29 protein-coding genes are annotated in these 26,968 nt (G+C 56.3%); 11 read left to right on the forward strand and 18 right to left on the reverse strand.

Annotation, left to right across the window (positions count from 1 at the left end; genetic code table 11):
• Nucleotides 1-1,347 carry a phosphoglucosamine mutase gene (gene glmM / locus DL239_RS10905; protein WP_167684130.1) on the forward strand — a complete coding sequence of 449 codons (1,347 nt, stop codon included), beginning with the start codon at nt 1-3 and terminating at the stop codon, nt 1,345-1,347.
• Between the two features lie 11 nt (nt 1,348-1,358).
• Here glmM and DL239_RS10910 read toward each other — a convergent pair whose 3' ends face one another.
• Both DL239_RS10910 and DL239_RS10915 read right to left on the reverse strand, forming a co-directional pair.
• The gene (locus DL239_RS10910) at nt 1,359-2,303 is read right to left on the reverse strand and encodes a DMT family transporter (RefSeq protein WP_167684131.1); all 945 of its coding nucleotides are present in this window, start codon (nt 2,301-2,303) and stop codon (nt 1,359-1,361) included.
• Nucleotides 2,304-2,396: 93 nt separating this feature from the next.
• The gene (locus DL239_RS10915; RefSeq protein WP_167684132.1) at nt 2,397-3,314 is read right to left on the reverse strand and encodes a DMT family transporter; all 918 of its coding nucleotides are present in this window, start codon (nt 3,312-3,314) and stop codon (nt 2,397-2,399) included.
• A gap of 100 nt (nt 3,315-3,414) precedes the next feature.
• Between DL239_RS10915 and DL239_RS10920 the strand changes: the two genes are divergently transcribed.
• The gene (locus DL239_RS10920; RefSeq protein WP_167684133.1) at nt 3,415-3,717 is read left to right on the forward strand and encodes an ArsR/SmtB family transcription factor; all 303 of its coding nucleotides are present in this window, start codon (nt 3,415-3,417) and stop codon (nt 3,715-3,717) included.
• The gene (locus tag DL239_RS10925) at nt 3,718-4,167 is read left to right on the forward strand and encodes an SRPBCC domain-containing protein (protein WP_167684134.1); all 450 of its coding nucleotides are present in this window, start codon (nt 3,718-3,720) and stop codon (nt 4,165-4,167) included. It abuts the gene before it with no gap.
• Between the two features lie 52 nt (nt 4,168-4,219).
• On the opposite strand, the gene ilvC is transcribed toward DL239_RS10925, so the two are convergent.
• On the reverse strand, nt 4,220-5,242 hold the full coding sequence (ilvC, locus tag DL239_RS10930; RefSeq protein WP_167684135.1) for a ketol-acid reductoisomerase: 1,023 nt from the start codon (nt 5,240-5,242) through the stop codon (nt 4,220-4,222).
• 131 nt (nt 5,243-5,373) lie between these two features.
• Between ilvC and DL239_RS10935 the strand changes: the two genes are divergently transcribed.
• The 4 genes from DL239_RS10935 to DL239_RS10950 all read left to right on the forward strand — a co-directional run bounded on the left by DL239_RS10935 (nt 5,374) and on the right by DL239_RS10950 (nt 8,747).
• Nucleotides 5,374-5,829 (forward strand): Lrp/AsnC family transcriptional regulator, encoded by a 456-nt coding sequence (locus DL239_RS10935; RefSeq protein ID WP_167684136.1) that lies wholly within the window; start codon nt 5,374-5,376, stop codon nt 5,827-5,829.
• Nucleotides 5,826-6,287, forward strand: a complete 462-nt coding sequence (locus DL239_RS10940; RefSeq protein ID WP_167684137.1) for an Lrp/AsnC family transcriptional regulator — start codon at nt 5,826-5,828, stop codon at nt 6,285-6,287. Before DL239_RS10935 ends, DL239_RS10940 begins: the two co-directional genes overlap by 4 nt.
• A 117-nt stretch (nt 6,288-6,404) precedes the next feature.
• Entirely contained in the window at nt 6,405-7,499 is a 1,095-nt protein-coding gene (locus DL239_RS10945; RefSeq protein ID WP_167684138.1) for a Hint domain-containing protein, read from the forward strand.
• Between the two features lie 123 nt (nt 7,500-7,622).
• Entirely contained in the window at nt 7,623-8,747 is a 1,125-nt protein-coding gene (locus DL239_RS10950; protein WP_167684139.1) for an aminotransferase class V-fold PLP-dependent enzyme, read from the forward strand.
• Here the strand turns inward: DL239_RS10950 and DL239_RS10955 are convergent.
• The 4 genes from DL239_RS10955 to DL239_RS10970 form a co-directional block, all read right to left on the reverse strand.
• Nucleotides 8,735-9,406, reverse strand: coding sequence for a M50 family metallopeptidase (locus DL239_RS10955; RefSeq protein ID WP_240931836.1), 672 nt, complete (start codon nt 9,404-9,406; stop codon nt 8,735-8,737). The genes DL239_RS10950 and DL239_RS10955 overlap by 13 nt on opposite strands.
• 41 nt (nt 9,407-9,447) lie before the next feature.
• The gene (locus DL239_RS10960; protein WP_167684140.1) at nt 9,448-10,644 is read right to left on the reverse strand and encodes a UbiH/UbiF family hydroxylase; all 1,197 of its coding nucleotides are present in this window, start codon (nt 10,642-10,644) and stop codon (nt 9,448-9,450) included.
• Nucleotides 10,645-10,724: 80 nt separating this feature from the next.
• Nucleotides 10,725-10,940, reverse strand: a complete 216-nt coding sequence (locus DL239_RS10965; RefSeq protein ID WP_167684141.1) for a hypothetical protein — start codon at nt 10,938-10,940, stop codon at nt 10,725-10,727.
• Between the two features lie 87 nt (nt 10,941-11,027).
• Nucleotides 11,028-11,672: a pyrimidine 5'-nucleotidase gene (locus DL239_RS10970; protein WP_167684142.1), complete on the reverse strand. Its 645-nt coding sequence runs from the start codon at nt 11,670-11,672 to the stop codon at nt 11,028-11,030.
• A gap of 139 nt (nt 11,673-11,811) precedes the next feature.
• Between DL239_RS10970 and DL239_RS10975 the strand changes: the two genes are divergently transcribed.
• Entirely contained in the window at nt 11,812-12,462 is a 651-nt protein-coding gene (locus tag DL239_RS10975; protein ID WP_167684143.1) for a GntR family transcriptional regulator, read from the forward strand.
• On the opposite strand, the gene DL239_RS10980 is transcribed toward DL239_RS10975, so the two are convergent.
• A complete protein-coding gene (locus DL239_RS10980; protein ID WP_167684144.1) occupies nt 12,463-14,376 on the reverse strand; it encodes a glycosyltransferase in 1,914 nt (637 codons plus the stop codon).
• A 98-nt stretch (nt 14,377-14,474) separates the two neighbouring features.
• On the reverse strand, nt 14,475-15,644 hold the full coding sequence (gene carA, locus DL239_RS10985; RefSeq protein WP_167684145.1) for a glutamine-hydrolyzing carbamoyl-phosphate synthase small subunit: 1,170 nt from the start codon (nt 15,642-15,644) through the stop codon (nt 14,475-14,477).
• A 181-nt stretch (nt 15,645-15,825) separates the two neighbouring features.
• Here carA and DL239_RS10990 point away from each other — a divergent pair, with 181 nt between their 5' ends.
• Nucleotides 15,826-16,299: a GatB/YqeY domain-containing protein gene (locus tag DL239_RS10990; RefSeq protein ID WP_167684146.1), complete on the forward strand. Its 474-nt coding sequence runs from the start codon at nt 15,826-15,828 to the stop codon at nt 16,297-16,299.
• Between the two features lie 238 nt (nt 16,300-16,537).
• Here DL239_RS10990 and DL239_RS10995 read toward each other — a convergent pair whose 3' ends face one another.
• Nucleotides 16,538-16,759 (reverse strand): DUF1127 domain-containing protein, encoded by a 222-nt coding sequence (locus tag DL239_RS10995; RefSeq protein WP_240931838.1) that lies wholly within the window; start codon nt 16,757-16,759, stop codon nt 16,538-16,540.
• Nucleotides 16,760-17,023: 264 nt separating this feature from the next.
• On the opposite strand from DL239_RS10995, the gene DL239_RS11000 reads away from it, so the two are divergent.
• Nucleotides 17,024-17,959, forward strand: a complete 936-nt coding sequence (locus tag DL239_RS11000; RefSeq protein ID WP_167684147.1) for an aldo/keto reductase — start codon at nt 17,024-17,026, stop codon at nt 17,957-17,959.
• Between the two features lie 15 nt (nt 17,960-17,974).
• On the opposite strand, the gene DL239_RS11005 is transcribed toward DL239_RS11000, so the two are convergent.
• From DL239_RS11005 to DL239_RS11035, 7 genes are all read right to left on the reverse strand, one after another.
• Nucleotides 17,975-18,730, reverse strand: a complete 756-nt coding sequence (locus tag DL239_RS11005; protein WP_167684148.1) for a sulfite exporter TauE/SafE family protein — start codon at nt 18,728-18,730, stop codon at nt 17,975-17,977.
• Between the two features lie 97 nt (nt 18,731-18,827).
• A complete protein-coding gene (locus DL239_RS11010) occupies nt 18,828-19,523 on the reverse strand; it encodes an ABC transporter ATP-binding protein (protein WP_167684149.1) in 696 nt (231 codons plus the stop codon).
• On the reverse strand, nt 19,516-20,235 hold the full coding sequence (locus DL239_RS11015; protein WP_369410560.1) for an ABC transporter ATP-binding protein: 720 nt from the start codon (nt 20,233-20,235) through the stop codon (nt 19,516-19,518). Before DL239_RS11015 ends, DL239_RS11010 begins: the two co-directional genes overlap by 8 nt.
• Nucleotides 20,232-21,176 carry an ABC transporter permease subunit gene (locus DL239_RS11020; RefSeq protein WP_240931839.1) on the reverse strand — a complete coding sequence of 315 codons (945 nt, stop codon included), beginning with the start codon at nt 21,174-21,176 and terminating at the stop codon, nt 20,232-20,234. Before DL239_RS11020 ends, DL239_RS11015 begins: the two co-directional genes overlap by 4 nt.
• The gene (locus tag DL239_RS11025) at nt 21,173-22,099 is read right to left on the reverse strand and encodes a branched-chain amino acid ABC transporter permease (protein WP_167684151.1); all 927 of its coding nucleotides are present in this window, start codon (nt 22,097-22,099) and stop codon (nt 21,173-21,175) included. The genes DL239_RS11020 and DL239_RS11025 overlap by 4 nt, the downstream gene beginning before the upstream one ends.
• Nucleotides 22,100-22,216: 117 nt before the next feature.
• On the reverse strand, nt 22,217-23,515 hold the full coding sequence (locus DL239_RS11030; protein ID WP_167684152.1) for an ABC transporter substrate-binding protein: 1,299 nt from the start codon (nt 23,513-23,515) through the stop codon (nt 22,217-22,219).
• Between the two features lie 109 nt (nt 23,516-23,624).
• Nucleotides 23,625-25,139, reverse strand: a complete 1,515-nt coding sequence (locus DL239_RS11035; RefSeq protein ID WP_167684153.1) for a hypothetical protein — start codon at nt 25,137-25,139, stop codon at nt 23,625-23,627.
• 80 nt (nt 25,140-25,219) lie between these two features.
• On the opposite strand from DL239_RS11035, the gene DL239_RS11040 reads away from it, so the two are divergent.
• On the forward strand, nt 25,220-26,389 hold the full coding sequence (locus tag DL239_RS11040) for an amidohydrolase family protein (protein WP_167684154.1): 1,170 nt from the start codon (nt 25,220-25,222) through the stop codon (nt 26,387-26,389).
• A gap of 67 nt (nt 26,390-26,456) precedes the next feature.
• Here the strand turns inward: DL239_RS11040 and DL239_RS11045 are convergent, their stop codons facing one another.
• A complete protein-coding gene (locus DL239_RS11045; RefSeq protein ID WP_167684155.1) occupies nt 26,457-26,894 on the reverse strand; it encodes a MarR family winged helix-turn-helix transcriptional regulator in 438 nt (145 codons plus the stop codon).
• Nucleotides 26,895-26,968: the final 74 nt, after the last annotated feature.

Below are 26,968 nucleotides of genomic sequence, written 5' to 3' on the forward strand. Positions count from 1 at the left end.
ATGCGTAAATTATTCGGTACTGACGGCGTGCGTGGCACGGCTAATATTCATCCCATGACCGCCGAAATGGCCCTGCGTATTGGGGCTGCTGTAGGGCGGTATTTCCGACGTGACGCAACGGGCGTGCATCGGGTGGTGATTGGCAAAGATACTCGTCTGTCCGGATATATGTTTGAAAACGCGTTGACCGCTGGGTTGACCTCGACCGGTATGAACGTGCTGCTAATGGGGCCGGTGCCGACCCCCGCGGTGGGCCTGATGACCCGGTCCATGCGTGCGGATCTTGGTGTGATGATCTCAGCCAGCCACAACCCAGCCGAAGACAACGGTATCAAGTTTTTCGGCCCTGATGGGTTCAAGCTGTCCGATACGGCAGAGCTGGAGCTAGAGGCCCTGATCGAGTCCGGTGTTGAACTTGCCCAGACAGCCAATATCGGACGGGCCAAACGGATTGATGACGCGAGGTTCCGCTATGGGGAACGGGTCAAAAGCTCGTTACCGCGGGATATCCGGTTTGACGGACTGAAGGTAGTCATCGATTGCGCCAATGGTGCGGCGTACCGTGCCGCGCCGGAAATTCTGTGGGAGTTGGGCGCCGAGGTGGTGCCCATCGGTGTGTCGCCGGATGGTGTGAACATCAACGGCGGGTGTGGGTCAACCTATCCCCAGGCCGCCGCTGAGGCCGTCAAGGCCAACGGCGCCCATGTGGGGATTTGTTTAGATGGCGACGCGGATCGGGTAATCCTAATTGACGAGACAGGGGCCGTTGCAGACGGCGATCAGTTGATGGGGCTGCTGGCCTCGCGTTGGGCCGAAAACGACCAGCTGGCCGGCGGGGCACTGGTGTCTACTGTGATGTCGAACCTTGGACTAGAGCGGTTTCTGAATGATCGCGACATCGGATTGGAACGCACTGCCGTTGGTGACCGCTATGTGGTCGAACGAATGCGCAGCGGTGGCTTTAATCTGGGCGGGGAACAGTCCGGTCACATCGTTATGTCCGATCACGCCACCACCGGAGATGGTCTGATGGCGGGGCTACATTTTCTGGCAGAAATGGTGCGGACAGAACAACCGGCCTCGCTGTTGGCGCGACAATTCCAGCCTGTGCCGCAGCTGTTGAAGAATGTACGCTTCAAGGCAGGCCAGACACCACTAGAGCTGGACGCCGTCCAGCAGGCGATTCATTCGGCCGAGCAGGCGTTGGACGGGCAGGGACGGTTGCTTATCCGCAAGTCTGGCACAGAACCACTGATACGGGTGATGGCCGAATGTGAGGACGAAGCGCTGCTGAACGTCACCGTCGACTCGGTCGTCGATGCCGTCACTGATGCGGTGAGCGTTTAGGCCTGCATTGGCTAGGTCTGAGGGCTACCTTGTTGGGCCGCGTTTGACCGCCGCCCAAACAACCGCATCAGCGGGCCGTATTGGCTAAGCCCCATACCGCACAGGATTAACCCCAGCGCCCAGAGCAGCGTGCTGGGAAGCGGTTCAGCCAGAAACAGGGTTCCCAGCAGAACTGACCACAGCGGCACCTGATAGCTGACTAGGGTCGCGAACACTGGCCCGGCACTGCGTACCACTGCAACACGTAGCATATTGGCGCCTGCCGTTGGAATCAGCGCCAGAACAAGTGTTGCTATCAGGGTTTCACCGTCCAAAGCGGGCGGTGGGCCTTCGACAATCAGGGCCACTGGAATGGCGACCAGAGATCCAATCAGCAGCAAAACTGCGGCCAACCCGATAGCGTTAACTGCAGGCAGTCGACGCATAAGGATTACACTGCAGGCATAACAGCAGGCTGCCGCCATGCAGGCGATCCGGCCTGCCAGTTCCATTTCGGCACCACTGGAACTTAAGGCCTGACCGCCAATCAGGATGCTGACCCCGACAAAGCCGATCAGAAATCCCAAGGTGCGCCGCCATGTCAGGTGTTCTCCGGGAACAAAGAAATGCGCCAGCGGCAGCACGAATAGCGCGACCGAGGCCATGGATACGCCGGCAAACCCAGAAGTGACGTATTGTTGCCCCCAGTTCAGCAGCATAAATGGCATTGCCGAGCTGAATACCCCGATTACAGCCAGAGTTCTAATGTGAGAGCCCGTAGGCCTTTGTGCAAAAAGTTTGCCACCCCGCAGCTGCCAAATAGTTGACGTGACCAAAGCGCCAAGGCCGATCCGGGCCGCCGCCAGCCAAAATGGGGTGATGCCGCGAAGGGCGATTTCAACAACCATAAAGGTGCCGCCCCAGGTTAGCCCCAAAACCGCGATCATCAGCCAATGGCGTCCGGTGATTTCCGTCATTCTTGCCTCACTCTATCCTTCGGGCACTTGATGTCAGGTAGGGCACCGGGTCAATCGCTAACGCTTCGTTCGGCATCGAAGGGTTGATGTCCCTTAGGCGGCCCCAACGGCCTGTCGACGTTTCCGGCTTAGCAGCAGTCCGCCAAGGATCAGCCCGAGCGAAATGAACAGCTGCGGAGGCAGGATTTCGTTCAGCAGGACAACACCAAACAGAACCGACCAAATCGGAACCTGATAGTTGACCAGCGACATAAAGCTGGGGCCAGCGTCCCGGATCACCTGTACCAGCAGAACCTGCGCCAATGCGGTGGGGAACAGTCCCAGATAGACAATCGCTGCCAGCGACAAAGCCGATGGTATCTGCGGAACGCCCTCGATCACCAATGCAAAAGGCAGGATCATCACGGTTGCAGACACAAGTGCGGCGGTAGACAGCGAGAGCATGTTGGTCTTGGGGCAAAGGCGGGTAACAATCGCGCCGATAGCATAACACAGCGATGCGCCAAGGCAGGCAATACGGGCTAAGGCCTCAAAATCGCTACCGACGGATCGGAAAGCGTCCAGCCCGATCAGAACAACCACCCCGGTAAACCCAATCAAGAAGCTGATACCCCGGCGCAGGGTCAACCGTTCGCCCGGTACAAGGAAATGCGCCAGTGGCAGCACAAACAGTGGCACCACCGCCATGCAGACCCCAGCAAATCCGCTGGCGACATATTTCTGCCCCCAGCTGAGCAGGGCAAAGGGCAAGGCGCTGGTAAAGAACCCCATCGCGATTGCCGAAGCCCAGACAAGCTTGCCATTTTCACTGTTCCATTTGGGCAGGCCGATGCCACGAACCTGAACAATGGCAAACAGCAACAGAGCACCCAGGCCAATGCGGCCCGCAGCAACCGTCAGTGGGCCAATATCGCGCAGCGCCACGCTGACAAACATGAACGACGCGCCCCAGATCAGACCAAGGAGCAGCAGTTTGACCAGTGAGGCCAGCGAGGGATTTGTATCTGTCATGGCTACATCCGTGGAGGATTGGCGCGAGAAGGTAAATGCCTGTTTGTAGAGAGGGTGAAAAATTCTTGCTTTGTGCACTACTTTGCGCCTATCGTAAGTCATGACTTACCAAGATTCGCTCACCGCCCTGGCTGACTCAACACGACGGCAGATATTTGAGCACATTGCCCGTGCGCCCTCGGCGGTGGGACCATTGGCTGACCAACTTCCTGTCAGTCGGCCTGCGGTGTCACAGCATCTAAAGGTCCTGTCAGATGCGGGTTTGCTGGTGGTGGAACAGCAGGGCAATCGGCGCATTTATGCGGTTGATACAAACGGGCTGAAAGAGCTGCGCCAGTATCTCGATACCCTGTGGGATGACGTGCTTGGCGCCTTTGCGGATAGCTTTGAGAAAGATGATTGAATGACCCAACCGATAGTCAAAACCGTGATGGTGCCAGTCTCTCCTGAGAAGGCTTTTGAGCGTTTTACTTCGGAGCTCAAATCTTGGTGGCCATCACACCGACACTCGGTTTCGGCTGGTTCCGGCAGTGAGCCAAAGGATATTGTGCTGGAGCCACGAGTAGATGGTGCGATTTACGAAATCCTGCCTGATGGTAGCCGTTCCGACTGGGGGCAGATCACCGCGTGGTCGCCGTCGACCGGCTTTTCTATGACATGGCATCCGGGCAAAGAGGCGAGGGCAGCAACGCTGGTTGAGCTGAGGTTCGATGCTGTCGATAAGGGTACATTGGTCACGCTGACCCACAGTGGCTGGCAGGTTCTGGCTGAACAGGCAGACAGCACCCGCAAAGGCTATGACGACGGCTGGGATTATGTGCTGGGTGAATGCTTTGGCGGTGTGTTCCAATAAAAAAGGGCGCCCCGAGGGACGCCCTTTCGAATAGCTGAACTAAGATCTAACCTTAGTTCTTTTCTTTGTCGACCATCTTGCCAGCCGAGATCCATGGCATCATGCCACGCAGCTTGGCGCCGGTTTCTTCGATCATGTGCTCGTCGTTGGCACGACGGGATGCTTTGATGGTTGGCTGACCAACAGCGTTTTCCAGCATGAAGTCACGAACGAATTTGCCGGACTGGATGTCAGACAGAACGTCTTTCATGCGGGCTTTGGTTTCGTCGTAGTTCAGGATGCGTGGGCCGGTGACGTACTGACCGTACTCAGCAGTGTTCGAGATCGAGTAATCCATGTTAGCGATGCCGCCTTCATAGATCAGGTCAACGATCAGCTTCACTTCGTGCAGACACTCAAAGTAAGCCATTTCTGGTGCGTAACCAGCTTCAACCAGAGTTTCGAAGCCACAACGGATCAGTTCTACCAGACCGCCACACAGAACAGCTTGCTCGCCGAACAGGTCGGTTTCACACTCTTCGCGGAAGTTGGTTTCGATGATGCCGGAACGACCGCCACCGATTGCGGAACAGTAGGACAGACCGATTTCCAGCGCTTTGCCGGTTGCATCGTTGTCTACAGCTACCAGGCAAGGCACGCCGCCGCCTTTGGTGTATTCGCCGCGTACGGTGTGACCTGGGCCTTTTGGCGCCATCATGATCACGTCAACGCCTTCTTTTGGCTCAATCAGGCCAAAGTGAACGTTCAGGCCGTGGGCGAACGCAATCGCGGAACCCGGCTTGATGTTGTCGTGGACGTATTTCTTGTAGGTTTCAGCCTGCAGTTCGTCGGGCATGGTGAACATGATCACGTCACACCAGGCAGCAGCTTCTGCAATGCCCATAACCTTCAGGCCTTCGCCTTCGGCTTTCTTGGCCGATGCGGAACCTTCGCGCAGAGCAACAACAAGGTTCTTGGCGCCTGAGTCACGCAGGTTCAGCGCGTGCGCGTGGCCTTGCGAACCGTAGCCCAGGATGGCTACTTTTTTGTCTTTGATCAGGTTGATGTCGCAATCGCGATCGTAATAAACGCGCATGTCCACGTCCTCTTTGTTTGATGTCTGCGGCGATCATAGCGACGCTGTCAAAAGGTGCGAGAGGATACCTGGTTATTTCGGATGAAAATTCGGACTATTCATTCGCCAAAATTTGATTTACCGGTTGAATCATGCTTGATGATCTGGACAGACGCATACTGCGCAACTTGCAAAGTGACCCAACCCAATCGATTCCTGATTTGGGTGATCGTTTGGGTGTTTCAACGTCGCGCTTGACGCGGCGGCTGGACAAGCTGCGCGACAACGGTGTGCTGCGGGGCCAGCAGGCGGTGGTCAACTGGCGTGCCCTTGGCTATGAGGTCGAGGTCAGCCTGAGGGTCACACTGGACAAAACCCAAACCCGCGCCTTTGATGACTTTATTGAGGCCGCCCGCGGTATCCCTGAAGTGATCGAGATCCAGACTTTTCTGGGGCAGGTTGACGTGCGCCTGTCCGTGATCGCGCGGGATATGGGGCACTATCAGCAGATCTATCGCGCGGGCATTCTGACCCTGCCGCATATCGCCGACATCGAGGCGCTGATGCATGTGGCCCGGATCAAGAATGAACAGGGGCTGCCGCTGTGATGGATCTAGATGAAATCGACCGGCAACTTCTGCTGTCCCTTAGTGAGGACGCCACCTTGTCGGCAGGGGCGTTAGGGCGTCAGCTAGGACTTAGCCAGCCGGCCACCTGGCGGCGGATCAAGCGGTTGCACGACAGCGGTATCATCGCAGGCAGGCGGCTTGATCTGGATCGTGAGAAGTTGGGGTTTGGTGTCACAGTATTTCTAGGCATCAAGCTAGCGACCAAAGGGCGGGTCAGCCTGGATGATTTTGAACGCGCCGTGAGTGCAATTCCCGAAGTTCAAACAGTTGAGCACGTGTTGGGAATGTATGACTACCGGCTGCGTGTCACCGCGCGGGATATCTCTGATTTCGAACGCGTGCTGCGCCGTCGTGTGATGACTCTGCCGGGGGTTGGCAATGTAGAGGCCAACGTATTGTTGAGTGAAGAACGTCGACCAGGGCCGCTTGCTGAATAGGGCCCTCTCCCATTTTTCGCCCGTTTCACGCTATAACCTCATCTTAATCAACCACCTTTAGTTGTATAACTGTACAAGTTTTTTGCGTGTTTTGTGTAGTTAAAAGGTGGCCGTGTTATGGCAACGCTTACGATTTATGGCGATCAAGTTGCGTCTGATTTCAGCTTGGGCGACACAACCGACACCACCACCGAGTGGCATGTTGGCGAAACCCCATTTCTAAGCACCGACATTGTACGGATTACCTTTCGAGCCAATTCCGTTGACGAAAATGGTGAATTTGATCCGAGTACAGTTGTTTATGAGAGTTTCACCGTCGAAAGAGATGGTGTTACTTATGAATTTGGTTTGGGCGCAGGCGCAAGTTCTAGTGCGAGTGCGGACGGAAGTGAATCCGAAATGGGTGATACCTTCTTCACAACAAACAACTCTGTTGCGCCACCGCCTACTGGGCCTTTTGCCGAGCTGAGCACTCAACCTTACCTAATTTCTGTTGACGGGTCCTTTTCCTCCGGTCCAGGCACCTATCAGCTAGACCGGTTCACGGACATGGATCTGAACAACGATGGTGATGTGTCAGATGCCGCTGAGGTGGGGGATGGAAACTTTAACATCGGTGGTGGGCTGCTGTGTTTTGTTGCCGGTACGATGATCTCTACCCCGGAAGGTGAACGCCCCGTTGAAGAGCTACGGGTAGGTCAGGAGGTTCTGACCCTAGATAACGGGGTGCAGAAAATTCTGTGGGTTCACAGCAGAGCCATGACTTGGGGGGCTGGTGCGTCCAAGGATATGCCGATCCGTTTTGAACCGGGGGCGCTGGGCGCTGGGTTTCCTAAACGTGCTTTGGATGTATCACCACAGCATCGGATCCTAGCCAAGGGTCATCCGGAGTTTGGTGAGGTTTTGACCCCGGCAAAGGCGCTAACCGGATTGAAAGGGGTCAGGCAGCAGCGATCAGTACGAACAACTACCTATGTCCATATTCTGTGTGAAAACCATGAGATCTTATTCGCCGAGGGGGCCTGTGCCGAAAGCCTGCTGCTCCGCGGTCCATTTTTGGAAACATTGACAGACCCGCAGAAGGCAGCAATCGGCGCCAGTCTGGATCTGTCGTATGATCAAGGCGACCCTCTGCCGTCTCAACCTGCGGCGCGGCCGCTTTTGACGGTCCAGCAATCCAAGCAGGCGGCAGCGCATTCACTGCAATTCTAAGACGGTGTTTCGTGTTCTCCATGTATAATGCCGCACCGTTAACAGGCTTATGCTCAAGTATATTTTGCTAAGTTCGGCAACGCAGGTTAGCACGACTTAGAATGATAATGCAGGGAGGCCTCAATGGCGCTTTTGGATACCGTAGACCCGCAAGGGCTAGATGAATTCTCGGTGGTTTTCACAGACCGCTCGCTTAACCACATGTCCAAGACGTTTCAGCAGGTGATGTTAGATCTCAACGCCATGCTCAAAGAGGTCTACAAGGCGGATGCTGTTGCGGTGATCCCTGGTGGCGGCACCTACGCGATGGAAGCGGTGGCGCGGCAGTTTGCGCGCGGCGAAGACGTTCTGGTGGTGCGCAATGGTTGGTTTTCCTACCGGTGGAGCCAGATTTTTGAAACCGGCGGGCTGACGTCCTCGGCCACCGTGATGAAGGCACGTCAAACCGGCAACACCAGTCCTTCGCCTTTTGCGCCAGCCCCCATAGGCGAGGTTATTAAGGCTATCCACAAGACTAAACCGAGCATCGTTTTTGCTCCACACGTGGAAACAGCCGCAGGGGTCATCCTGACGGATACCTATGTCAAAGCCATTGCCAAGGCTGCGCATAGCGTTGGCGCATTGATGGTGTTGGACTGCATCGCATCAGGTTGTTCCTGGGTCGACATGAAGGGCACCGGCGTCGATGTGCTGATCTCGGCTCCGCAAAAAGGCTGGAGCGCATCGCCCTGTGCTGGCTTGGTGATGATGTCTGAACGTGCTGTGGCGCGGCTAGAGGAGACCCAGTCCGATAGCTTTGCTATCGACCTTAAGAAATGGCGCGACATCATGGTGGCCTATGAAAACGGTGGTCACGCCTATCACGCCACCATGCCAACCGATGCGCTAAAGGATTTCCGCGATACGATGGCGGAAACCAAGGAATACGGTTTTGACAAGCTGCGCGATGCGCAGTGGGAGTTGGGAAATGGCGTACGCGCCATGCTGAAGAACAAAGGCGTGACTTCGGTTGCCGCTGATGGCTTTGGTGCGCCGGGCGTGGTGGTCAGCTACACCACAGATGCGGAAATCAGCACCGGCAAGAAGTTTGCAGCCCTTGGCATGCAGATCGCTGCCGGGGTGCCGCTTCAGTGTGACGAGCCTGAGGATTTTCAGACCTTCCGTCTGGGATTGTTTGGTTTGGACAAGCTGTATGATGTGCCCGGCACAATAGCGCGGCTAGAGGCGGCGCTGGATCAGGTTCTCTGATTTTTTGATGGGCTACGACGCAATGCGATGTTGCTGTCGTGGCCCAACCCATGCCGCAGGCATAGGCCAATGACGACCAGTGAAATCAGCAGCCAGATCCCTCCCCAAAACAAGGTGGGGCCGCCGAATTCTTCGGCCAACATCCGGGCGTCAGACCGCAGGTGTGACCGTGCGATAGTGTCGCTGAAAATGTCATAGGGCACATAGATCATGCTGCTCAGCCCAATGACCCGCAACACCAGATCGTTCAGGCTATGTGGCAGGTACTTGGCCGCGCCAATCATCAGCCCACCCGCGACAATGCCAAAGGCAAAAGCAAACAGATCGCGCACATACAACGAGGTTGCAGCCAGTATCACCACAGCCAGCAGCCCCATGACATATCTGTCCCAATCGGTGCGTATGGCAATCACGAACAGCATCACCCCAATCAGCAGCGACCCGCAATAGCCCGCGCTAAGTGTCAGGAACCGACTACCGCCGCGTGACAGTACCTCGCCACCTTGCTGGGCGTTGATGCTCAGGCTTTCTACTGAGCCGCCGGTTAGCAATGTCATCCCCGCGTGTGACAGCTCATGCAGCAGCACGATCAGGATTTTCAGTGGGACCACTACTGGCGTTGACCACAGCGCAAAGATCAACCCGGTCAGCAGCAGCAACTGCCAATGCCCGGAGCAAAACCGTTTTGTGCGCTGCAGGATCAATGCGTACCCAACCCAGTGCGCATCAATGTCTTGCGAATTGGCTCGATTGAGTAAAACGCATTCAGTGCCGCAGCCCGCATATCCCGCAATGGTCGCGCCTCTAGCATTGAGGCACGGTTTAGCAGGTCGATGCCCTTGACCCGCAGTTTGATCTCGTTGAACCGGGCCTTGTGATAGGCCTCTAGCATCTGAGTATCCCCCAGACCTTCGCGGCGGGCATTGGCCAGTTCCAGCAGGCTGGCTAGATCTCCCAGCGACATGTTCAACCCTTGGGCACCGATGGGCGGCACCACATGGGCCGCCTCGGCCATCAGAGCCAAACGTTCGCCGTTCAATCGCTCGGCGCATTGGCTGATGATCGGCCAGATGGTGCGTCTTGAGGCCAGTTTCAGATCACCCAGCACCCCGCAGGAACGGCGGGTCATGGCTGCTTCAAACTCTTCGACTGGCAGGGCTTGCAGTTCTTGCGCCTTGGGGCCGCGCTCCATCCAGACAATTGCAGAACTGGGGCTGCCGTTATGATCGGGCAGGGGGACCATGGTGAATGGCCCGCCAGAGCGGTGAACCTCGGTCGAGACATTTTCGTGTGGGGTGGAATGCGTGACTGCAAAGGCCAGCGCTTTCTGCCCATAGCGCGTGGTGGTGGCAGAAATCCCAGCTGCTTCGCGCATGGGCGAACTGCGACCGTCGGCGGCTATGACCAGTTTGGCGGTAATCCGGCTGCCATCGCTAAGCCCAACACGGGCCTGTGCGGTACGGGTGAACAGGCTGGTTGTGGCGACGCCGGGACGGAAATCTACATTGGGCAGCTCACCCAGCCGGGCCAGTATTTCACGCCGCAGCAACCAGTTGGGCAGGTTCCAACCAAACGGTTTGTCAGACAGGTCGGCGGCATCAAAATCTTTGACCACGCGCGGTTCAGAGACCTCGCCACCGGCATCGACAATACGCATGATTTGCAACGCAGCGGCGTGATCGGCCAGCCGATCCCAAAGACCGCATTGTTGCAATAGCTGCTGGGCTGGCTGCAGGAACGCAGTGGTGCGCAGGTCTGATCCCTCGGCATCACGTTCTGTTATCGGGGCGGTCGGGTCAACGCAGATCACGTCAAATCCGGCAGAGGCAAAGGCGCAGGCCGCAGTCAGGCCGGCAATGCCGCCGCCGGAAATCAGGATATCGCAGGTGTCAGCCATGTCTCAGCACTCCATTCTTGGGCTGATCTAGGCCCGAGAGCAGGGGAATGGCAAGCACCAAGCCGTCGCAGGAGGGGTGGTTAGCCCCGTGTGATTAGCATTAGCAGTCCGAAAATCACCGGAACCAGTGCAACGGCCGGCATGTACAAACCGGGAATGCCCCAGATAACAACTGACAGTGCCCAAAGCGCTAGGAAGACGGCGATGGCCAGAAACATCTTTGCGTCTGTGCTCATCTCGGATTTTGCGGTTTGGTTGGTTGGAGAATGAGCGGAGGATGCAGTGGCGTCAGTCATCGTGTCGTCCTGAGTGAAGGAAAAGATGACTGTGATATATGCGTTTTGGAAGCCGTGAAAAGATCAGGATGCTGCAAAGCAGCACCGCTAGTCAAATTGCCGCAGGAACGCTGTCAGGTTGTCTGTGTGGTATTCGATGTGGTCGGCGTCATGTGGATCAGGAGCGACATGCACGGTGCGCATTCCCATTTGATGTGGTGCGGCCAGATTGCGCGGATCATCTTCGAACATCGCTGCTTTCTCGGTGATAACTCCGGCCTGGGTAAACACCTGTTCAAACGCAGCCTGTTCAGGCTTGGGCAAATAGTCAGCATGTTCAACGCCATAAATACCATCAAACAAACCGCTTAGCCCGCGCGCCGCCAGAACCCGCTCGGCATAGGGGGCACTGCCATTAGTGTAGACGATTTTTTGCCCCGGCAAGACGCTGATCTGTGCTGCCAGATCTGGGTCTTTCTGCATATGGTCCATCGAGATGTCGTGCACGTCGATCATATAGGGCACCGGGTCCAGATCATGTTCGCGCATCAATCCGGCCAGGGTGGTGCCGTGCTGGCGCCAGTACAGGTCGCGCAGCCGGTTGGCTTCGGCCTGATCGACGTTCAGCGCGTCCATCACATAGCGCGTCATCTTGACCTCGATCTGATCAAACAGCCGGGCCGAGGGGTGATACAGGGTGTTGTCCAGATCGAACACCCAGTGCGTAACGTGAGAAAAGTTATCTTTGACCATGGCTCTGCTTTAGGCAGCGGGTGTTGTATTTGCAAACAAAAGCGGGCTTTGTTTCTTACAATTCTTCGGAGCGCTACGCCTAGGCTTGATTGCTGCGAGATCAGCCATATAAATTGTGCAACTTAAATTGAGAGTGATCATGAGCCAGAGCCGACCAAACCAGAAAGACGCCTATAGCCTGATCCTCGAAGCGATCGACGTTGGCATCTACCGGCCAAGTGACCGTTTGGTCGAAAGCGACTTGGCAGAACGGTTTGGGGTTTCGCGTACGCCGATCCGTGAGGCGCTGCAACGATTGGAAACACAATCCCTGTTGGAAAGGGACGGCCGCTCGTTGATCGTGGCCTCGCTTGACCACAATCAGATGGCCGAACTGTATATTGTTCGGCGCGAGCTAGAGGGGTTAGCTGCCAAGCTGGCCGCCCGTCATGCCACCGAAGAAGAGATTGCTGTGTTGCGCGACATGGTCACTGCGGACGATGCTCTGGTGGATGACCCGGTTGCACTGTCCAAGGCAAACCGACGATTTCACGAACAAATTCATCTGGCCTCGCACAATCGCTATCTGGTTCAGCAGTTGAACTTGGTGCACCGCACAATGGCACTGATGGCGACCACCTCATTGGCGGCACAGGGGCGCGGTGAAATTGCCCAGAGCGAACACAAGAACATCGTCGCTGCCATTGAACGCCGTGATGAAGAGGCGGCAGGACAGGCGTTGAATGATCATATCTCGACGGCGTTCATGACCCGGCTAAAGCAGGATGCTGGTCAGCGCGGCGGCAGCTGATCACTGATGCGACGAATGTAAAGCCGGTTGGGTGCTTGGCTCAGCACCGCTGTGGCCGTGGGTTGTTTTGTCCCAGAAAAATGGTTGCCAGATCAGCTCTCGCAGGGCCTTGTAGGCAGCAATTGCACCAAGCGGAAAATAGAAGATCAGCGTGGGCGCCCACAGCGCCAGACTGCGCCGGTTCGAGGCAAACGCCGCAGTTATGGCGATCCCGATCCCAAGAAGCTCAAACGTGACCAGCAGCAGCGCCGCGCCAAAGAGAACGCCTGCGGGCAACAGCGCAGCGCTGGGATGTGGCAGACCTAGAAGGATCAGCCAGAATGACCACAAAAACGGCGCGAGTAGGAATTGCCCTACGCTGCCAAGGAAAAAGGCCTGAAATCCCAAGAACCGTTTCACCCCCAGTTGGGCAAGCAGCATTTTTGGCCGCCGCATATGGACCAGATAGGTCACCATGAACCCCTTTAGCCACCGTGATCTTTGCCGAATCCAAGGCCATGGTTGGCAATTGGCCTCTTCATGGGTGGCGGTTTCGATCATTTCGGTACGGTATCCCGCGCGATACAATCGGACGCCCAGGTCTGCGTCTTCAGTCACATTATGGGCGTCCCATCCCCCAAGCTGGTCCAGCGCGTCGCGTTTTACGAATAATGTTGTACCCCCTAATGGGATCACTAATCCCAAACGCGCGATCCCGGGCAGCACAATGCGGAACCAGCTGGCGTATTCCAGCGTGAAACAACGCGACAGCCAATTGGTGCGCGGGTTGTAGTAGTCCAATACACCTTGCAAGCAGGCCACATCGGCACCGGCACTTTCAAACCTGCGGGCAACTTGTTCCAGTTGTCCGCGCGCCGGGGCATCTTCGGCGTCCCACACGCCGATGATATCGCCATGGCAAAAGTCGAGCGCATAGTTCATGGCGCGGGGCTTGGTGGTCAGGGTGCCGCACTGCGGCACCTCAATGATCTTAACCCACTGGGGTAAAGTGGCTTTGGTCAGAGCAGTGCGGGTGATTTTGTCGTGTTCTTCGAGCACCAGAATCACTTCGAGCAAGGATCGCGGATAGGTCAGCCGTTTTAATCGCCGCAGTAGCGCCTTGCTGATTTCGGATTCGTGGTACAATGGGACCAGCATGGATATGCGGGGCAGACGTCTGATTCCGCGCGGTGTGATATTAGGCGTCAAGATGCTGTCAGAGCGTTTTCTCTGGGCAAGGTGCGTCACAAATCCGAATGTTTTCAACCCGACAAACAGGCTTAGCGCCAACAATGACAGAGCGCACATTGCCGTAAACATCACCCGCGGGGCAAAGACCGTCGCCCCGATGAGAACGGGAAGCATAACAATAACGGCCAGAGAGCTGTTTGTTTGGTGTAAATGTCGGCTGCTGTCTTGCATCGGGATACGGGTATTTGCCCTTAGTGCCAAATCCTTGCGGAGATGTGCAGTCAGGAACGTGACGATCTGTTCTTCTGATGCCAGCACCGGTCGAATGCTGTCAAAGCTGCCGTGCAGGGCATTCTTTAGAGTGTCCAAATGTTCAGGGTGGGCAATGGCAATGATGAGTTGAGAGCCAGAGCACTTCCAAGGAATGGCGCGGTGTCTTAGCCAGAATTGAGCAGGCTTACGGTTCAGCAACCGGATATTTGGGGTGAGGTCTGACAGATCAACGCGCTGCAGGCCGTGCTGCTGTGATAGGGCATCAAGCACCTGATCCTGATTAGCCAAGCCTTGGCTAATCAGAATATGCCCAAGAGGCGCGTTCTGGTGGCGCTGTAATACCAGGGCCCGCAGTAAGTCAGTACCCTGGATCGCATGGTTATCGATAAGGTGTCGACCAAGACGCCGATGTGAACGCGACGGTATATGATGGGGCCGCGTATCATGAGAAGAAATTGACTGATCAGGCATTCCCCACCGCCGTCCCTTGAAGCTGCCAAACAGCTTGGGCGGCGGTGGTTAATGGTCAGTTAACCAGCTTATCCCCGTGAGCGGGTTTTACTCTTGGCTTACGCCTCGACCGATTTGCTGGCCGCCATGGCGTCGGCAAAGCGTTCAAACAGGTAGAAACTGTCCTGCGGGCCGGGGCTTGCCTCGGGGTGTTGCTGAACAGAGAACACCGGACGTCCGTCGATTTTGATGCCACAGTTGGATCCGTCGAACAGCGACACATGGGTTTCAACCACACCTTTTGGCAGGGTCTGGGCATCAACCGCAAAACCGTGGTTCATCGAAGTGATTTCGACTTTGCCAGTCTCGTTTTCTTTCACCGGGTGGTTGGCACCGTGGTGGCCGTGGTTCATTTTGATGGTCTTGGCACCCAGCGCCAGCGCCAGCATCTGGTGGCCTAGGCAGATCCCAAACACCGGAAGTTCAGTCGTATCAAGGATGGTCTTGATCATAGGAACGGCATATTCGCCAGTTGCGGCAGGGTCGCCGGGACCGTTGGACAGGAAAACACCGTCTGGGTTATGCGCCAGAACTTCTTCGGCGGTGGCGGTTGCCGGCAGTACGGTGACATCACACCCTGCCGAAGCAAGGCAACGCAGGATGTTGCGCTTGGCGCCATAGTCGATCGCGACCACTTTGTGGGCTGGGGCCGTCTGCTTGGGGTAGCCATCGGGCCAAGCCCACCGCATTTCGTCCCAGCGGTAGCTTTGGGCGCAGGTGACTTCCTTGGCCAAGTCCATGCCTTCCAGCCCAGACCACGCGCGGGCAGATGCCACCAAGGCCTCGACATCGAAATTGCCGTCCGGGTCATGAGCCAGTGCCACATGTGGCGCGCCTTGCTGGCGAATCGCACGGGTCAGGCGGCGGGTGTCGATGCCGCCAATGGCAATGCGACCGGTCCGGGTCAGCCATTCTTTCAATTCTTCGGTGCTGCGCCAGTTGCTGGCCAGCGTTGGATCCCACTTGACCACCATGCCCGCAGCAACAGGATTACCGGTTTCATCGTCTTCCGGGGTCACACCTGTGTTACCGATATGAGGGAAGGTGAAGGTGACGATCTGACCGGCATAGGACGGATCTGTCATGATTTCCTGATAGCCAGTCATAGCAGTGTTAAAGCAGAGCTCGGCCACGGTTTGTCCGGTGGCACCAAAACCTGCGCCATAAAACACTGTACCATCAGCCATTGCCAGGCATGCGGTGGGCTTGGACGGGGCGGTATCGGCCATTGCGCGAGTCTCCATGTGGGATAAATTCATGGGTTCTTAAGGGCAGGGTCCTGTAGGGTCAAGCCCAGCCTAGGGCGTCAACGCGAAACGCTGCCGACGCCCGGCTGACAGGGCGGACTTGTCTACAGACTGCTGATTGGTTAAGGCTAAGAGTTCCAATGCCATGGGGATGGAAAACACAATGGATATGCGCACTCGGGTCAATACGGCCCTGAAGCAGGCAATGAAGGATCGGGCGGCAAGCCGTCTGGCCACATTGCGTCTGATCAACGCTGCGATCAAGGATATGGAAATTTCCGCGCGTGGAGATGGCGAAGAAATCATCATCGCCGATGCCGACATTCTGGCGATTCTCAGTAAGATGACCAAGCAGCGCAACGAAAGCGCGCGCGCCTACGAAGAAGGCGGGCGTTTGGATCTGGCAGAGCGAGAGCTTGAAGAAATCGCGATTATCGAAGAATTCCTGCCCAAGCAATTGGCCGAGGACGAAGTTGTTGATGCTATTCGCGCAGCTGTTGCCGCAACGGGTGCCGGTTCTATCCGGGACATGGGCAAGGTGATGGGCGCGCTAAAGTCGAAATACACCGGTCAGATGGATTTTGGAAAAGTTGGGCCACTGGTTAAGGATCAGCTCTGTTCCGGTGGTGATTGCTGAACAGCGCCTGTTCTAAGTTTATTCAGATAAGTGATAGCCAGTGAGTGTCCGCTGTTGATGCGGGCATATCGCTAGGGGGCATTTTCCTGATTTCTGACGGGCAAGATAGATTGCCCTTCAACACATATCTGTTTTGCATCCCAGTCCATGGTCGCACAGTTGCGCGCGTGGCTAAGGTCGGTACGGTTTAATATCAATGGGGCGCTTATGATGGCGCCCCTTGATAGGTAGGCGGATATTACATCCAGCGTCCAAAGACGTGCATTACGATGTCGTCACGCTTCAGGCCTTTTGCTGCCAGCTGCTCATCGGTCATCGCCTGCAGTTTTTGAACTTCCAGGTAACGTGGGTTGGCTTCTGCGACATTGACCAGCCCGGTAAAGATAGCCGCTACGCTGCGCTTAAGAGCGGCGAGAGGGGACAGGGCGGGAACTGTCTGTGTTGTTGCTGCGATAGCCATTGGAGCTTACTCCTGAGTTTTTTAGTTAGTGGTCTTCTGGATGTAGGTTTATGCTGCGGGTGCAAAACCCACCAGTGTTGAATCAGAAGTTCCGCCATGCGTTTCTGACATACCAAAAATATTAACTATTTAGATGAACGCCTTATGGTGGGTCGTTGCGCTAGGGTGCCGTCGTCGTTTGGGCGGCTGAGCTGAAACTCTGGGCGGCCGAAAACTGATAGAACGTGCTTCTTCTTTGGCCGAGGGTATGCAAATAATTGCCATATGACCGCATCATTCAAAACCCCCGCTGGCGACCCTGTCTCACGCTTTTGCTTTGGCACCATGCAATTTGGTGGCAAGGCTGACACTGCGAACAGTCAGGCTTTGTATGACGCCTGCCGCGATGCGGGCATCAACTTTTTTGACACGGCCGACGTTTATACCGGCGGCACCTCTGAAACGCTTTTGGGTGGCTTTGCCAAGTCTGAGCGGGACAAGCTGGTGATTGCCACCAAGGTAGGTGCCGAGGGCGGCGCAAGTCGCGACAAGATCCTGCAACGGTTCGATGGCTGTCGTCGTCGGTTGGACATGGATTTCGTTGAAATCCTGTACCTACACCGCTGGGATGCGAACACCCCGTTGGAAGAGAGCTTTGAAACCTTGGCTGAATTGCAGCAAGCAGGCAAGGTTGGGGCGATTGGCGTGTCGAACTATGCTGCTTGGCAGGTCATGAAGGCACAGGCTGTTGCCGAGTCCTTGGGAACGAAAATCAGTATTCTTCAACCCATGTACAACCTGGTCAAACGTCAGGCCGAGGTGGAAATGCTGCCGATGGCGCAAAGCGAAGGCTTTGCCGTCGCGTCATATTCGCCACTGGGCGGCGGGTTGTTGACCGGAAAATACTCCGCTGGTGAAGAAGGCCGACTTGTGACGGATGCGATGTACAAGGCTCGATATGGTGTCGACTGGATGCATCAGGCAGCCAAGGATCTGTCGGCTCTGGCCAAGGAACACGCTGTAGATCCAGCCACATTGGCGGTGGCTTGGGTTGCGGCAAATTCGGCGATCACTTGCCCTATCATCAGTGCCCGATCGGTTGCCCAGTTGGAGCCCTCGCTGGCAGCGTTGGACTATGACCTAACTGACGAACTTATGGCCCAGCTGACGACGCTGACACCAACCCCGGCACCCGCAACGGATAGGTTGGAAGAGGCATAGAGGGTAAGGGCTGACTTAGGTTAGCCCATCCCAGATCAGTTTGGCGCCGGTGCAGGACAGCAAAACATAGGTCAGTGCAAAGAACGCCTTTTCAGGCATCTTATGGTGCAGGTTGACGCCAATCCATGCGCCGATCAGGGCGAATGGGGCCAGTATCAGGTCCAGTTTCAAAGTGTCCAAGGTGAACATGCCAAGAAACGCATAGGGAATGAACTTGGCGAGGTTCAGCGCCCAGAACACCAGCACGGTCGAAGCCTGATACTCGGTCTTGCTCATCCGGCGTCCCAGTAAATACACCGCTGCCGGTGGGCCGCCTGCATGGCTGACAAAACTGGTAAAACCCGCCATGACACCGGCCAAGACCCCAGCCCATTCCGGCATTGGCGGGCGGGTGGCCAAGTTTTTGCGTAGGCCGGCCGACATCTGCCAGACCACAAACCCAACAGAGATCACTCCGATCATCACCCGCATCGCATCGGCGTCTACCGCCCGGTACAGCAGGGTGCCCAGTACAACGCCGGGCAGGCCACCCGCCAGCAACAACAGTGAATCCCGCAAGTTCCAGCGGCCCCAATAGGGTTTCAACGACGCCAGATCGACCACCATCAGCAATGGCAGCATCAGCGCCAGCGCAAACCCCGGTTCAAGAATGATTGCCAGAAACGACGACGAGGCAAAGGCCGCACCGGAGCCAAACCCACCTTTGCTGATGCCTGCGAATATCACGGCGGGAATCGCAAAGACGAAGAAATACCCTGTCAGTTCTATCAATGATCAGCCCGCCCATGCCCCTGTTCCTTGGGATCTAGCGCTAACGGACGTCGGCTTGCAAGCGAACACCTAGGCCAAGAACCAAACGCGACAGAGGTCAAACCCCCAGATACTGATGGATTTTCTCTGGATCATCGCGCAGCTCTGACGCATTCAGCGTCTCCCGGGTTTGACCGTGTTCGATAAAGGCAACCGTGTCGGCAATCGACAAAACGGCATCGACCCGCTGTTCCACCAGAATAACGGCGACCCCTTCGTCGCGCATGCGTACCACAACCTGCCGGATCTGTTCGATCATCGACGGCTGCAATCCTTCGGTTGGTTCATCCAGCAGCAGCACTTTGGGACGCAGACAAAGCGCGCGGGCGGTGGCCAACATCTGCTGCTCGCCACCTGACAGGGTATTGGCCTGCTGTTGCAACCGTTCGCGCAGGCGAGGGAATATTTCCAGCACCCACTCACGCGTATCCTCGCCCGATTTGCAAGTCATCATGCCCATCTCGATGTTTTCAGCGACGGTCAGTTCGGAAAACAATCGTCGCCCCTGCGGCACATAGCCAACCCGGCGGGTGGGGATCTTGTGCGCGGGCAGGGCGCTGATGTCCTCTTCGTCCAGATGGATCGAACCGGATTTGAGCGGTAATAGCCCCATGATCGACTTCATGATTGTTGTTTTACCCGCGCCATTGCGGCCCAGAATGCACAGGATCTCTCCCGGTTTGGCGGTCAGCGAAACCCCGAATAGCGCCTGCACCCGGCCATAGGCCACCTGGATGTCATTAATCTCAAGCATCACTTGTCCCCAGATAGGCAGCCTGCACGGCGGCATTGGCGCGGATTTCTTCGGGGGTGCCAGCAGCCAGAACTTCGCCCGCATCCAACACAGTGATATGGGTGGCGGTCTTCATCACCACATCCATGTTGTGTTCAATCAACAAGATGGTGGTTTCCCCGGCCAGCGTGTTGATCAGAGCGATGAACTCCTCCACCTCTGAATCCGCTAGCCCTTGGGTGGGTTCGTCCAATATGAACAGTCGCGGGTCCTGTGCCAACCCCATGGCGATTTCCAACAGGCGCTGGTGGCCATAGCTCAGATCACCTGCAATTTGATCCGTGCGTTCCGCCAGCCCAACCCGTGCCAGCACATCCGCGACCTTGGCGTTCACCGCAGCCACATCCGCGCCCAACCGTCGCCGCGCTGCCAGCGCTACGTTTTCATGTAGCGACAGCCCGGCAAAGACCGAGGTGATCTGAAACGTATAGGCGATCCCAAGAGAGATCCGCTGATGCGCGGGCAGGGCGTTGATATTTGCTCCCTCAAAAAACACATCCCCCCGCGTGGCAGGGATCCGTCCACACAGCATGCCAACAAAGGTCGATTTGCCCGCCCCATTGGGACCGATCAGCGCCATGGTTTTGCCGCGCGGCAGGGCAAAGTCGATGTCGGTATTGGCTTTGATGCCGCCATAGGCCTTGGTCAGCCCCTTGGTGGTCAGAATATTCACGGCATCCATTTGAATACTCGCTTTCTTAGCTCACCCGCCAATCCCTGTGGTGCAAACAGTGTCAGCAGCACCAAAACCACGCCGGCAATCAGCATATAGGCGGAGGTGATATCGCTGCTCAGGTCGATCAGGTAGAACATAAAGATGACGCCGATCAGCGGCCCGATGGTGGTGCCTGCGCCGCCCAATAGCACCCAGAGCAGTGGAAAGATCGAATATTGCACGGTGGCAAAGGTTGCCCCGGCATAACCAAACAGCAAGGCATAGGCAGCACCCGCCACTCCAGCAATTGTGCCCGAAATCACCACGGCCTTTAGCTTGTGCGCCACGGTATTGTACCCTAACATCCGTGCGCGTTCCTCGTTTTCACGTATCGCAACCAAAGTGCGGCCAAAGGGCGATTGCACCAGACGTGCCACGGCCAGAAAACACACCGAAAACAGGACTAGTGCAGCGAAATACCGCGCAGTGTCATTGCTCAGGTCCAGCCCAAACAGCACCCGGTCGGCCTGTTGAATAACAAAGCCTTCGTCGCCGCGGGTGTAGCTGCCGAAATAGAGGATGGTCAGATAACCCGCCTGCGCGAACATCAGTGTTACGATCATAAAGGACACGCCGCTGGTGCGTAGGGCCAGAAACCCGATCACAGCCGAGACAATCAGCGCCGAGGCCAGCCCGACCATCAGGGCCGGGGCTGTGGTCAGGTCAAACAGTTCCATCGACAAGCCCAGCCCGTACATGCCAGCAGCGAAAAACAGCGCGTGGCCTAGGCTTAGCAACCCGGTGTAGCCAAACAGAAAGTTGTAACCGATGGCATAAACCGCCAGCACCATGATGCGGGACAGGTTGCCGACGTGGTAGGTCGGCAGAACAAAGAACGCTACAAACAGCAGGGCAATCACCCCCAGATGCAGCAGCTGCGAACGCTGGCTATCGGTCAATGTGCCGTTCTCCCCAACAGGCCTTGGGGACGAAACGCCAGCACCATGGCCACCACCAGTGTGGCGATGATCTTTGCCAGTGTGGGCGAGAAGAAGACCGATATAATCCCGTCGCTCATTCCGATCAGGATAGCGGCGATCACGGTGCCGGGCAGACTGCCAAGGCCGCCGATGATCACGGTGATAAAGGCCAGCAGCAGCGGATCATGCCCCATCAGGTAATGCGCTTGCTGAATTGGTACCACCAGCACCGCGCCGACAGCGGCCAGTCCGGCGCCCAGACCAAACACCCACATGTAAACGCGGTCTACCGGCACGCCAAAGGCCAGTGCGGTTTCGCTGTCCAACTGGGTGGCGCGCATGATCAGCCCAATTTTGCTGCGGGTAATCACCAGCCACAGGGCGGTCAGAATACCGATTGCGGCCATGATCACAAATAGCTTGTAGCTGGTGATGCTCAGCCCCCAGGGCCAATACATCGCAAATCCAGCGTCACCAAATTCAAACCAGGGTAGGGCGATGCGGGTGTTAAACGGAGGCTGCACCGGGCGGGCGTCGGGGCCAAATGTCATCAGCGTTGTTTGCTGAATGATATAGAGCAAGCCGATTGTGGCCACGATGGTGCGGTCCGGGTCATAGTTGATTTTTTGCAGGATAACCTTGTCCGCTGCGGCGGCAAGGAAACCCACCAACAGTGGCGCGATCCCCAGCGCCAGAACAAAACCAATAGCAGGGTGGCCACCAATCAAGGAAGTCACCCACCAAGCGATCACCGCGCCCAGCATATAGAATTCACCATGCGCCACGTTCACAACGCGCATTACGCCAAAGACGATGCTCAGCCCCATGGCCGTTAGCGCCAGGATCGCGGCGGTAACGGCGCCCTCAAGTGAGGCAAGTAACAAGTGCGGCCCAAAATCCATAATCGTTCTTTCAAAAAGCTGTTTGGTTCGGCTGTAAGCCGGGCCGCGCCTGACCTTCCCCCCGGGAAGGCGCTTTGCACCTCCCCAAGGTCAGACGCGACCCTTAGTGTTTGGTAATCAGAACGATTGCGTGGTGTAATCCACCTCGTCCTCATACAGACCATCCTCGATCGAGGTCGTATGCTCGACCACCAGTTTGCCGTCTGACACCTTGGAAATGTACTGATGCCCAAACGTTTGGTGCGTCTTGCCGTTGAACCGCTTGGCGCCCTGAGGGTGATCATCCGACAGCGGCATATCCGACATGGCCTCAACCGCCTCGATCAGCTTGGCGCGATCCGCAGGTCCCTGATATCCGGCAGTTTCCATACCGCGTTTGATGATGTTCAGGGTCTCCCAACAGCCAAACATGTGCGAATAGGTCGACACATCCTGCGCATCCTCGACCGAGGCACCATTGTCATCCACGCCCACGGCGGCACGGTAGGCCTTGTCGTGGCTGGTCTGGTCGGCCTGCGCGTTACGCGGGTTGCCCTCCCAGAAATAGGTGCCTTCCAGGAACTCCAGTCCGGGGCTCTTGATATCCACGGCCTCAAGACTGTCGATAAAGCCAAAGATTTCAGGGCTGCTTGGGCCAAAGAACTCACCCAGTTCCTTGACGAATGTCAGAACCGCTGGGCCAACCATCACGTGATAGATCACTTCGGTTTCACGCGGGATGCGTGGGAAGTACTTGCTGAACGATGTCTCGGTCGGAGGAATGGCAATGTGCTCGACAACCTCGCCACCTTGTGCCTCAATCGCGGCTGTAAAGAAGTCACGATGATCGTGGCCAAAGGCAAAATCAGGGAAGATCATGGTGACCTTCTTGCCCAGATTGTTAGCTACAAACGGTGCCATCGCCTGAACCTGGCTTTTTACATCGGTAATGCCGGGCTGCAGCGTGTAACGGTTCAGTTTTCCACTGGCGACGTGGTGGCCTTCGGAAACCACAAAATACGGCAGCTTCAGCTCACCCGCACGCGGCGATGAGCCATAAACAACATGGCTGAACAGGGTGCCAAAGGCGATGTCGCATTCATGTTGGGTTGCAAATTTCTCAACCACTTCGGCGCCGCGCTTGGGGTCGGTGCCGTCGTCTTCGGCAACCAATTCTACCGGGCGGCCATTGATGCCCCCCATGTCATTGATGCGTTTTACGGCTGCTTCGGTGGTGCGGTTGTACCAGCGGCCATAGGCTGCGCCGATGCCTGTGCGGTGCACCTGAAAACCGATTTTGATCGGCGCCGAGCTTTGCGCCTGGGCAAAACCGGACAGGCCGGGCAGGGCGCTAGTCGCCGCAATAGCGCCAGTTCCAGCTGCCATAGTTTTTAGCATTCCGCGGCGTGTAAATTTGGATTCGGGTTTAGTTACCATTACTTTTCACCTCCCATAGACGCACCATTCAGCTAGGTGCATTGTCGTTATATTGTGTGTATACAAACGACTTGTCCAGAAGTTTTTCAAATGAATTTTGCCCTTGGCGTTACATCCCGCGCGGAGTGGCCAAAAGCCACAGGCCAAAGATGGTGTACAGGATCATGAAAATCGCCAGTGGGATTTGGCTGATCAGGGTCTGCTTTTTGGTCTGATACAGCCGCGCAGCCATACCATGGGCAATCAGAACTGACACCACATGTGATGCCACAACAGCCCCGGCCTGAATGAAAAACACCACTTGAACGCTGTCTTTCGTCTTTAGAAAACCTGTTGTTACCTGCGTTTTCGCCAGCCCTAGATAATTTGCGCCGGTGATCAAGGGGTCCGTCAGTGCCAGCAGAGCATATTGGCTGTTGACCAGAAAATAGATGAAAAAATGGGCAAAGTGATAGCCAAGTGCAATTGGAATGATCGATAAAGAAAACCAGCAGAACGCGGTGGTAAAGGCCACGCGGTCCTGGGATGCAAGGCTGGCATTTGCGGCGCGGATACCGACAAAGACCACAGCCGCAAAGACCATGACCAGTGCGACATTCACCGCTAGAATCCCAAAGATGGACTGCCAGAAGATGGCAGATTTCCCAGGGAACATCAGCGGGTTCACCCCAATTTTCGCCAACCACCAAAAGCTCTCTTTTAAACCGTCAAAACTGCCGACACCCAACAGGGTCAGGCTGAATATCGCGAGGCTGACGGATGGAATGCTGAGCGAGAAAAGAGACCAGCCCGGCAGGCCAATGGAAAGACGTGGTACCCAGCGAACCGGAGATATTGCCGCAACGAGACCAAACAGAATGGTAAAAGGCTCGCAGCGCTGCAGCCAGACCTTGCCGCCAAACAGGATCATGCCGACAAAGGTGAACAGCCAGTAGCCCAGCACAAACTTGGTCAGCCGGGCCGGGTCCTCTGGGGCGGGGTCTGCAATTTCGAACATGCCAAACGCCAGAAAGATCAGCACTGCAATCCAGTGGCCGCAGAACTTTGGCAGCTTCAGATAGGGCTGTGGTGACTGATAGCCGATCAGAATTTGGTACAGCCCCGTCCATGGGTTCAGCGCCTGCCAAAGATTGCCCAAAACACCATGCACCAGTACCAGGCCGACCCACCAAATGGCCCAGATTGTCAGCGAAAACAGGTTGTTCAGTGGATCATGGGTGCCAAATGCGCCGATTGCGCTGATGGCAAACAGAAACGTCATTGAGCCAAAACTGGTCACATGTGTCACGTTATCGGACAGTTTGATGCTGAATAGGGGTAGCGGCTTGAACGCAGCCATCAACCGCGCCTCGGACAAGAACGCCACACCCAGAATCGACGCAACAACCGCTGCGCATCCGGCAATAATGTAAAGGTCGGTTGGCAGTAGTAGGACCAGCGCCTGTTCAGAGGCATGCGCCTGCGCGGGCAGAGACTGCAGCAGCCAGATCAGGCTTGCAGCGAATAGACGTCCGATTAGCGAGGGTGAGATGGGACTGTACCTTGGTCTGAAACGGGTGACGTGCGCCGTGCTTATACGCGGGCAATTGGAAATCTGTACAGTGTCTAGCGGTTTGCCTGTCATTTCTTCAGCCAAACAGACTTGACCCACTTAATCAATACATTAGCATACTAACAAATTAGCCGCGCCGAGGAGCCTGCACCATGACCGAGAAACTCGTCATCAAAAATATTGGTTTGTTGCTGTCAGGCAAAATGGAGCAACCGATACTCGACGGTGATTGCATGATCGCCATTGACGGAAAAATCCACGAGTGGGGCTATGAGAAAGATCTGGATGCCGAGGATGCCACAAGTGTTGTCGATGCCCATGGCGTGGCGCTGGCACCGGGGTTGATCGACAGTCACATCCACCCGGTCGTGGGCGATTATACGCCGCGACAACAACAGGTTAACTGGATCGACTCGACACTGCACGGTGGTGTCACGACGCTGATTTCGGCTGGTGAAGTCCACATGCCGGGCCGCCCCAAGGATATTGTCGGGCTCAAGGCGATGGCGATTGCTGCGCAGCGCTGGTACGAGAATTTCCGTCCCTCAGGGATGAAGGTCATGGCCGGCGCACCGGTAATTGAACACGGCATGGTTGAGCAGGACTTCAAGGATTTGGCCGACGCCGGTGTCACCCTGCTGGGCGAGGTTGGTCTGGGCACCGTCAAGGATGGCAAGACCGCCAAACAGATGGTGGATTGGGCGCGCAAATACGGCATCCAGTCGACCATTCACACCGGAGGCCCCTCGATTCCCGGCTCCGGCCTGATTGATGCCGACATGGTGCTGGAAACTGGCACCGATGTCATTGGCCACATCAATGGTGGCCACACAGCGCTGCCAGATGATCAGATCATGTGCCTTTGCGAAAGCTGCACAGCGGGGCTGGAGATTGTACACAACGGCAATGAACGCGCCGCCTTGCTGACATTGAACACCGCGCGCGAGCTGAAGCAGATGGATCGCATTATCCTCGGCACTGATGGACCTGCTGGGTCAGGGGTTCAGCCGCTAGGTATTCTGCGCATGGTGGCGATGCTGTCGTCGCTGGGCAATGTGCCAGCTGAAATCGCGTTTTGCTTTGCCAATGGCAACACCTCGCGCCAACGCGAATTGGATACCGGCTTGATCGAAAAGGGCTATTGCGCTGACTTTGTGTTGATGGATCAGGCCCAGCACGCGCCGGGCAAAAACTTGCTTGAATCGGTGGAGCAGGGCAATCTGCCTGGTGTTGGGATGACCATCATCGACGGTGTTGTGCGCAGCACCCGCAGCCGAAATACGCCACCTGCAACGCGGTTGCCCGAGGTTTTGGAAGGGTAGCGCCCTCCCGTGGGGAGGGGCGGGCGCTGCCCGGCCTGTCAGCCGGGCGGAAGTTTGAAGTTGGTATTCAGGTTAGCTTGCGCAGCAATTTCACGAACTTTTTCTGTTCCGCCGGGGTTAGCGGCTCCAGCGTTTTGGCTGTGATATCATGGGCAACCGGGAACATGGCTTCAACCAATTCCAACCCCTGTTCTGTCAGCGAAATCAAACTGCGTCGCTTGTCGTTTGGGTCGGCCTCAACAATGGCGTAGCCCTTTTTACGCAACCGATCCACCACGCCTTTGATAGTGGCGACATCCATCGATGCCAGCCGCCCCAACTGGTTTTGAGAGCATTTTCCCTGCTCATGCAGCCGCGCCAGTGTGGCAAATTGGGTTGCAGTAAGTCCTTGTAAAGCAAGGGACTGATAGATCGTCGCGTGTTTTTGACTGGCCTGACGCATCAGGTAGCCCACCTGATCATCCAGAATGTAGTCGTAGTCATTTCCAGTCTTCGGGTCGGGCATAGTCTCTCTTCTCGGTCACGAATTTTGTTCGTGTTAGTACGAAAGCAGCCGACGAGCAACGTTGATCGTATAGT

It is taken from the genome of Parasedimentitalea denitrificans, assembly GCF_011813015.1.
GTDB lineage: Bacteria > Pseudomonadota > Alphaproteobacteria > Rhodobacterales > Rhodobacteraceae > Parasedimentitalea > Parasedimentitalea denitrificans.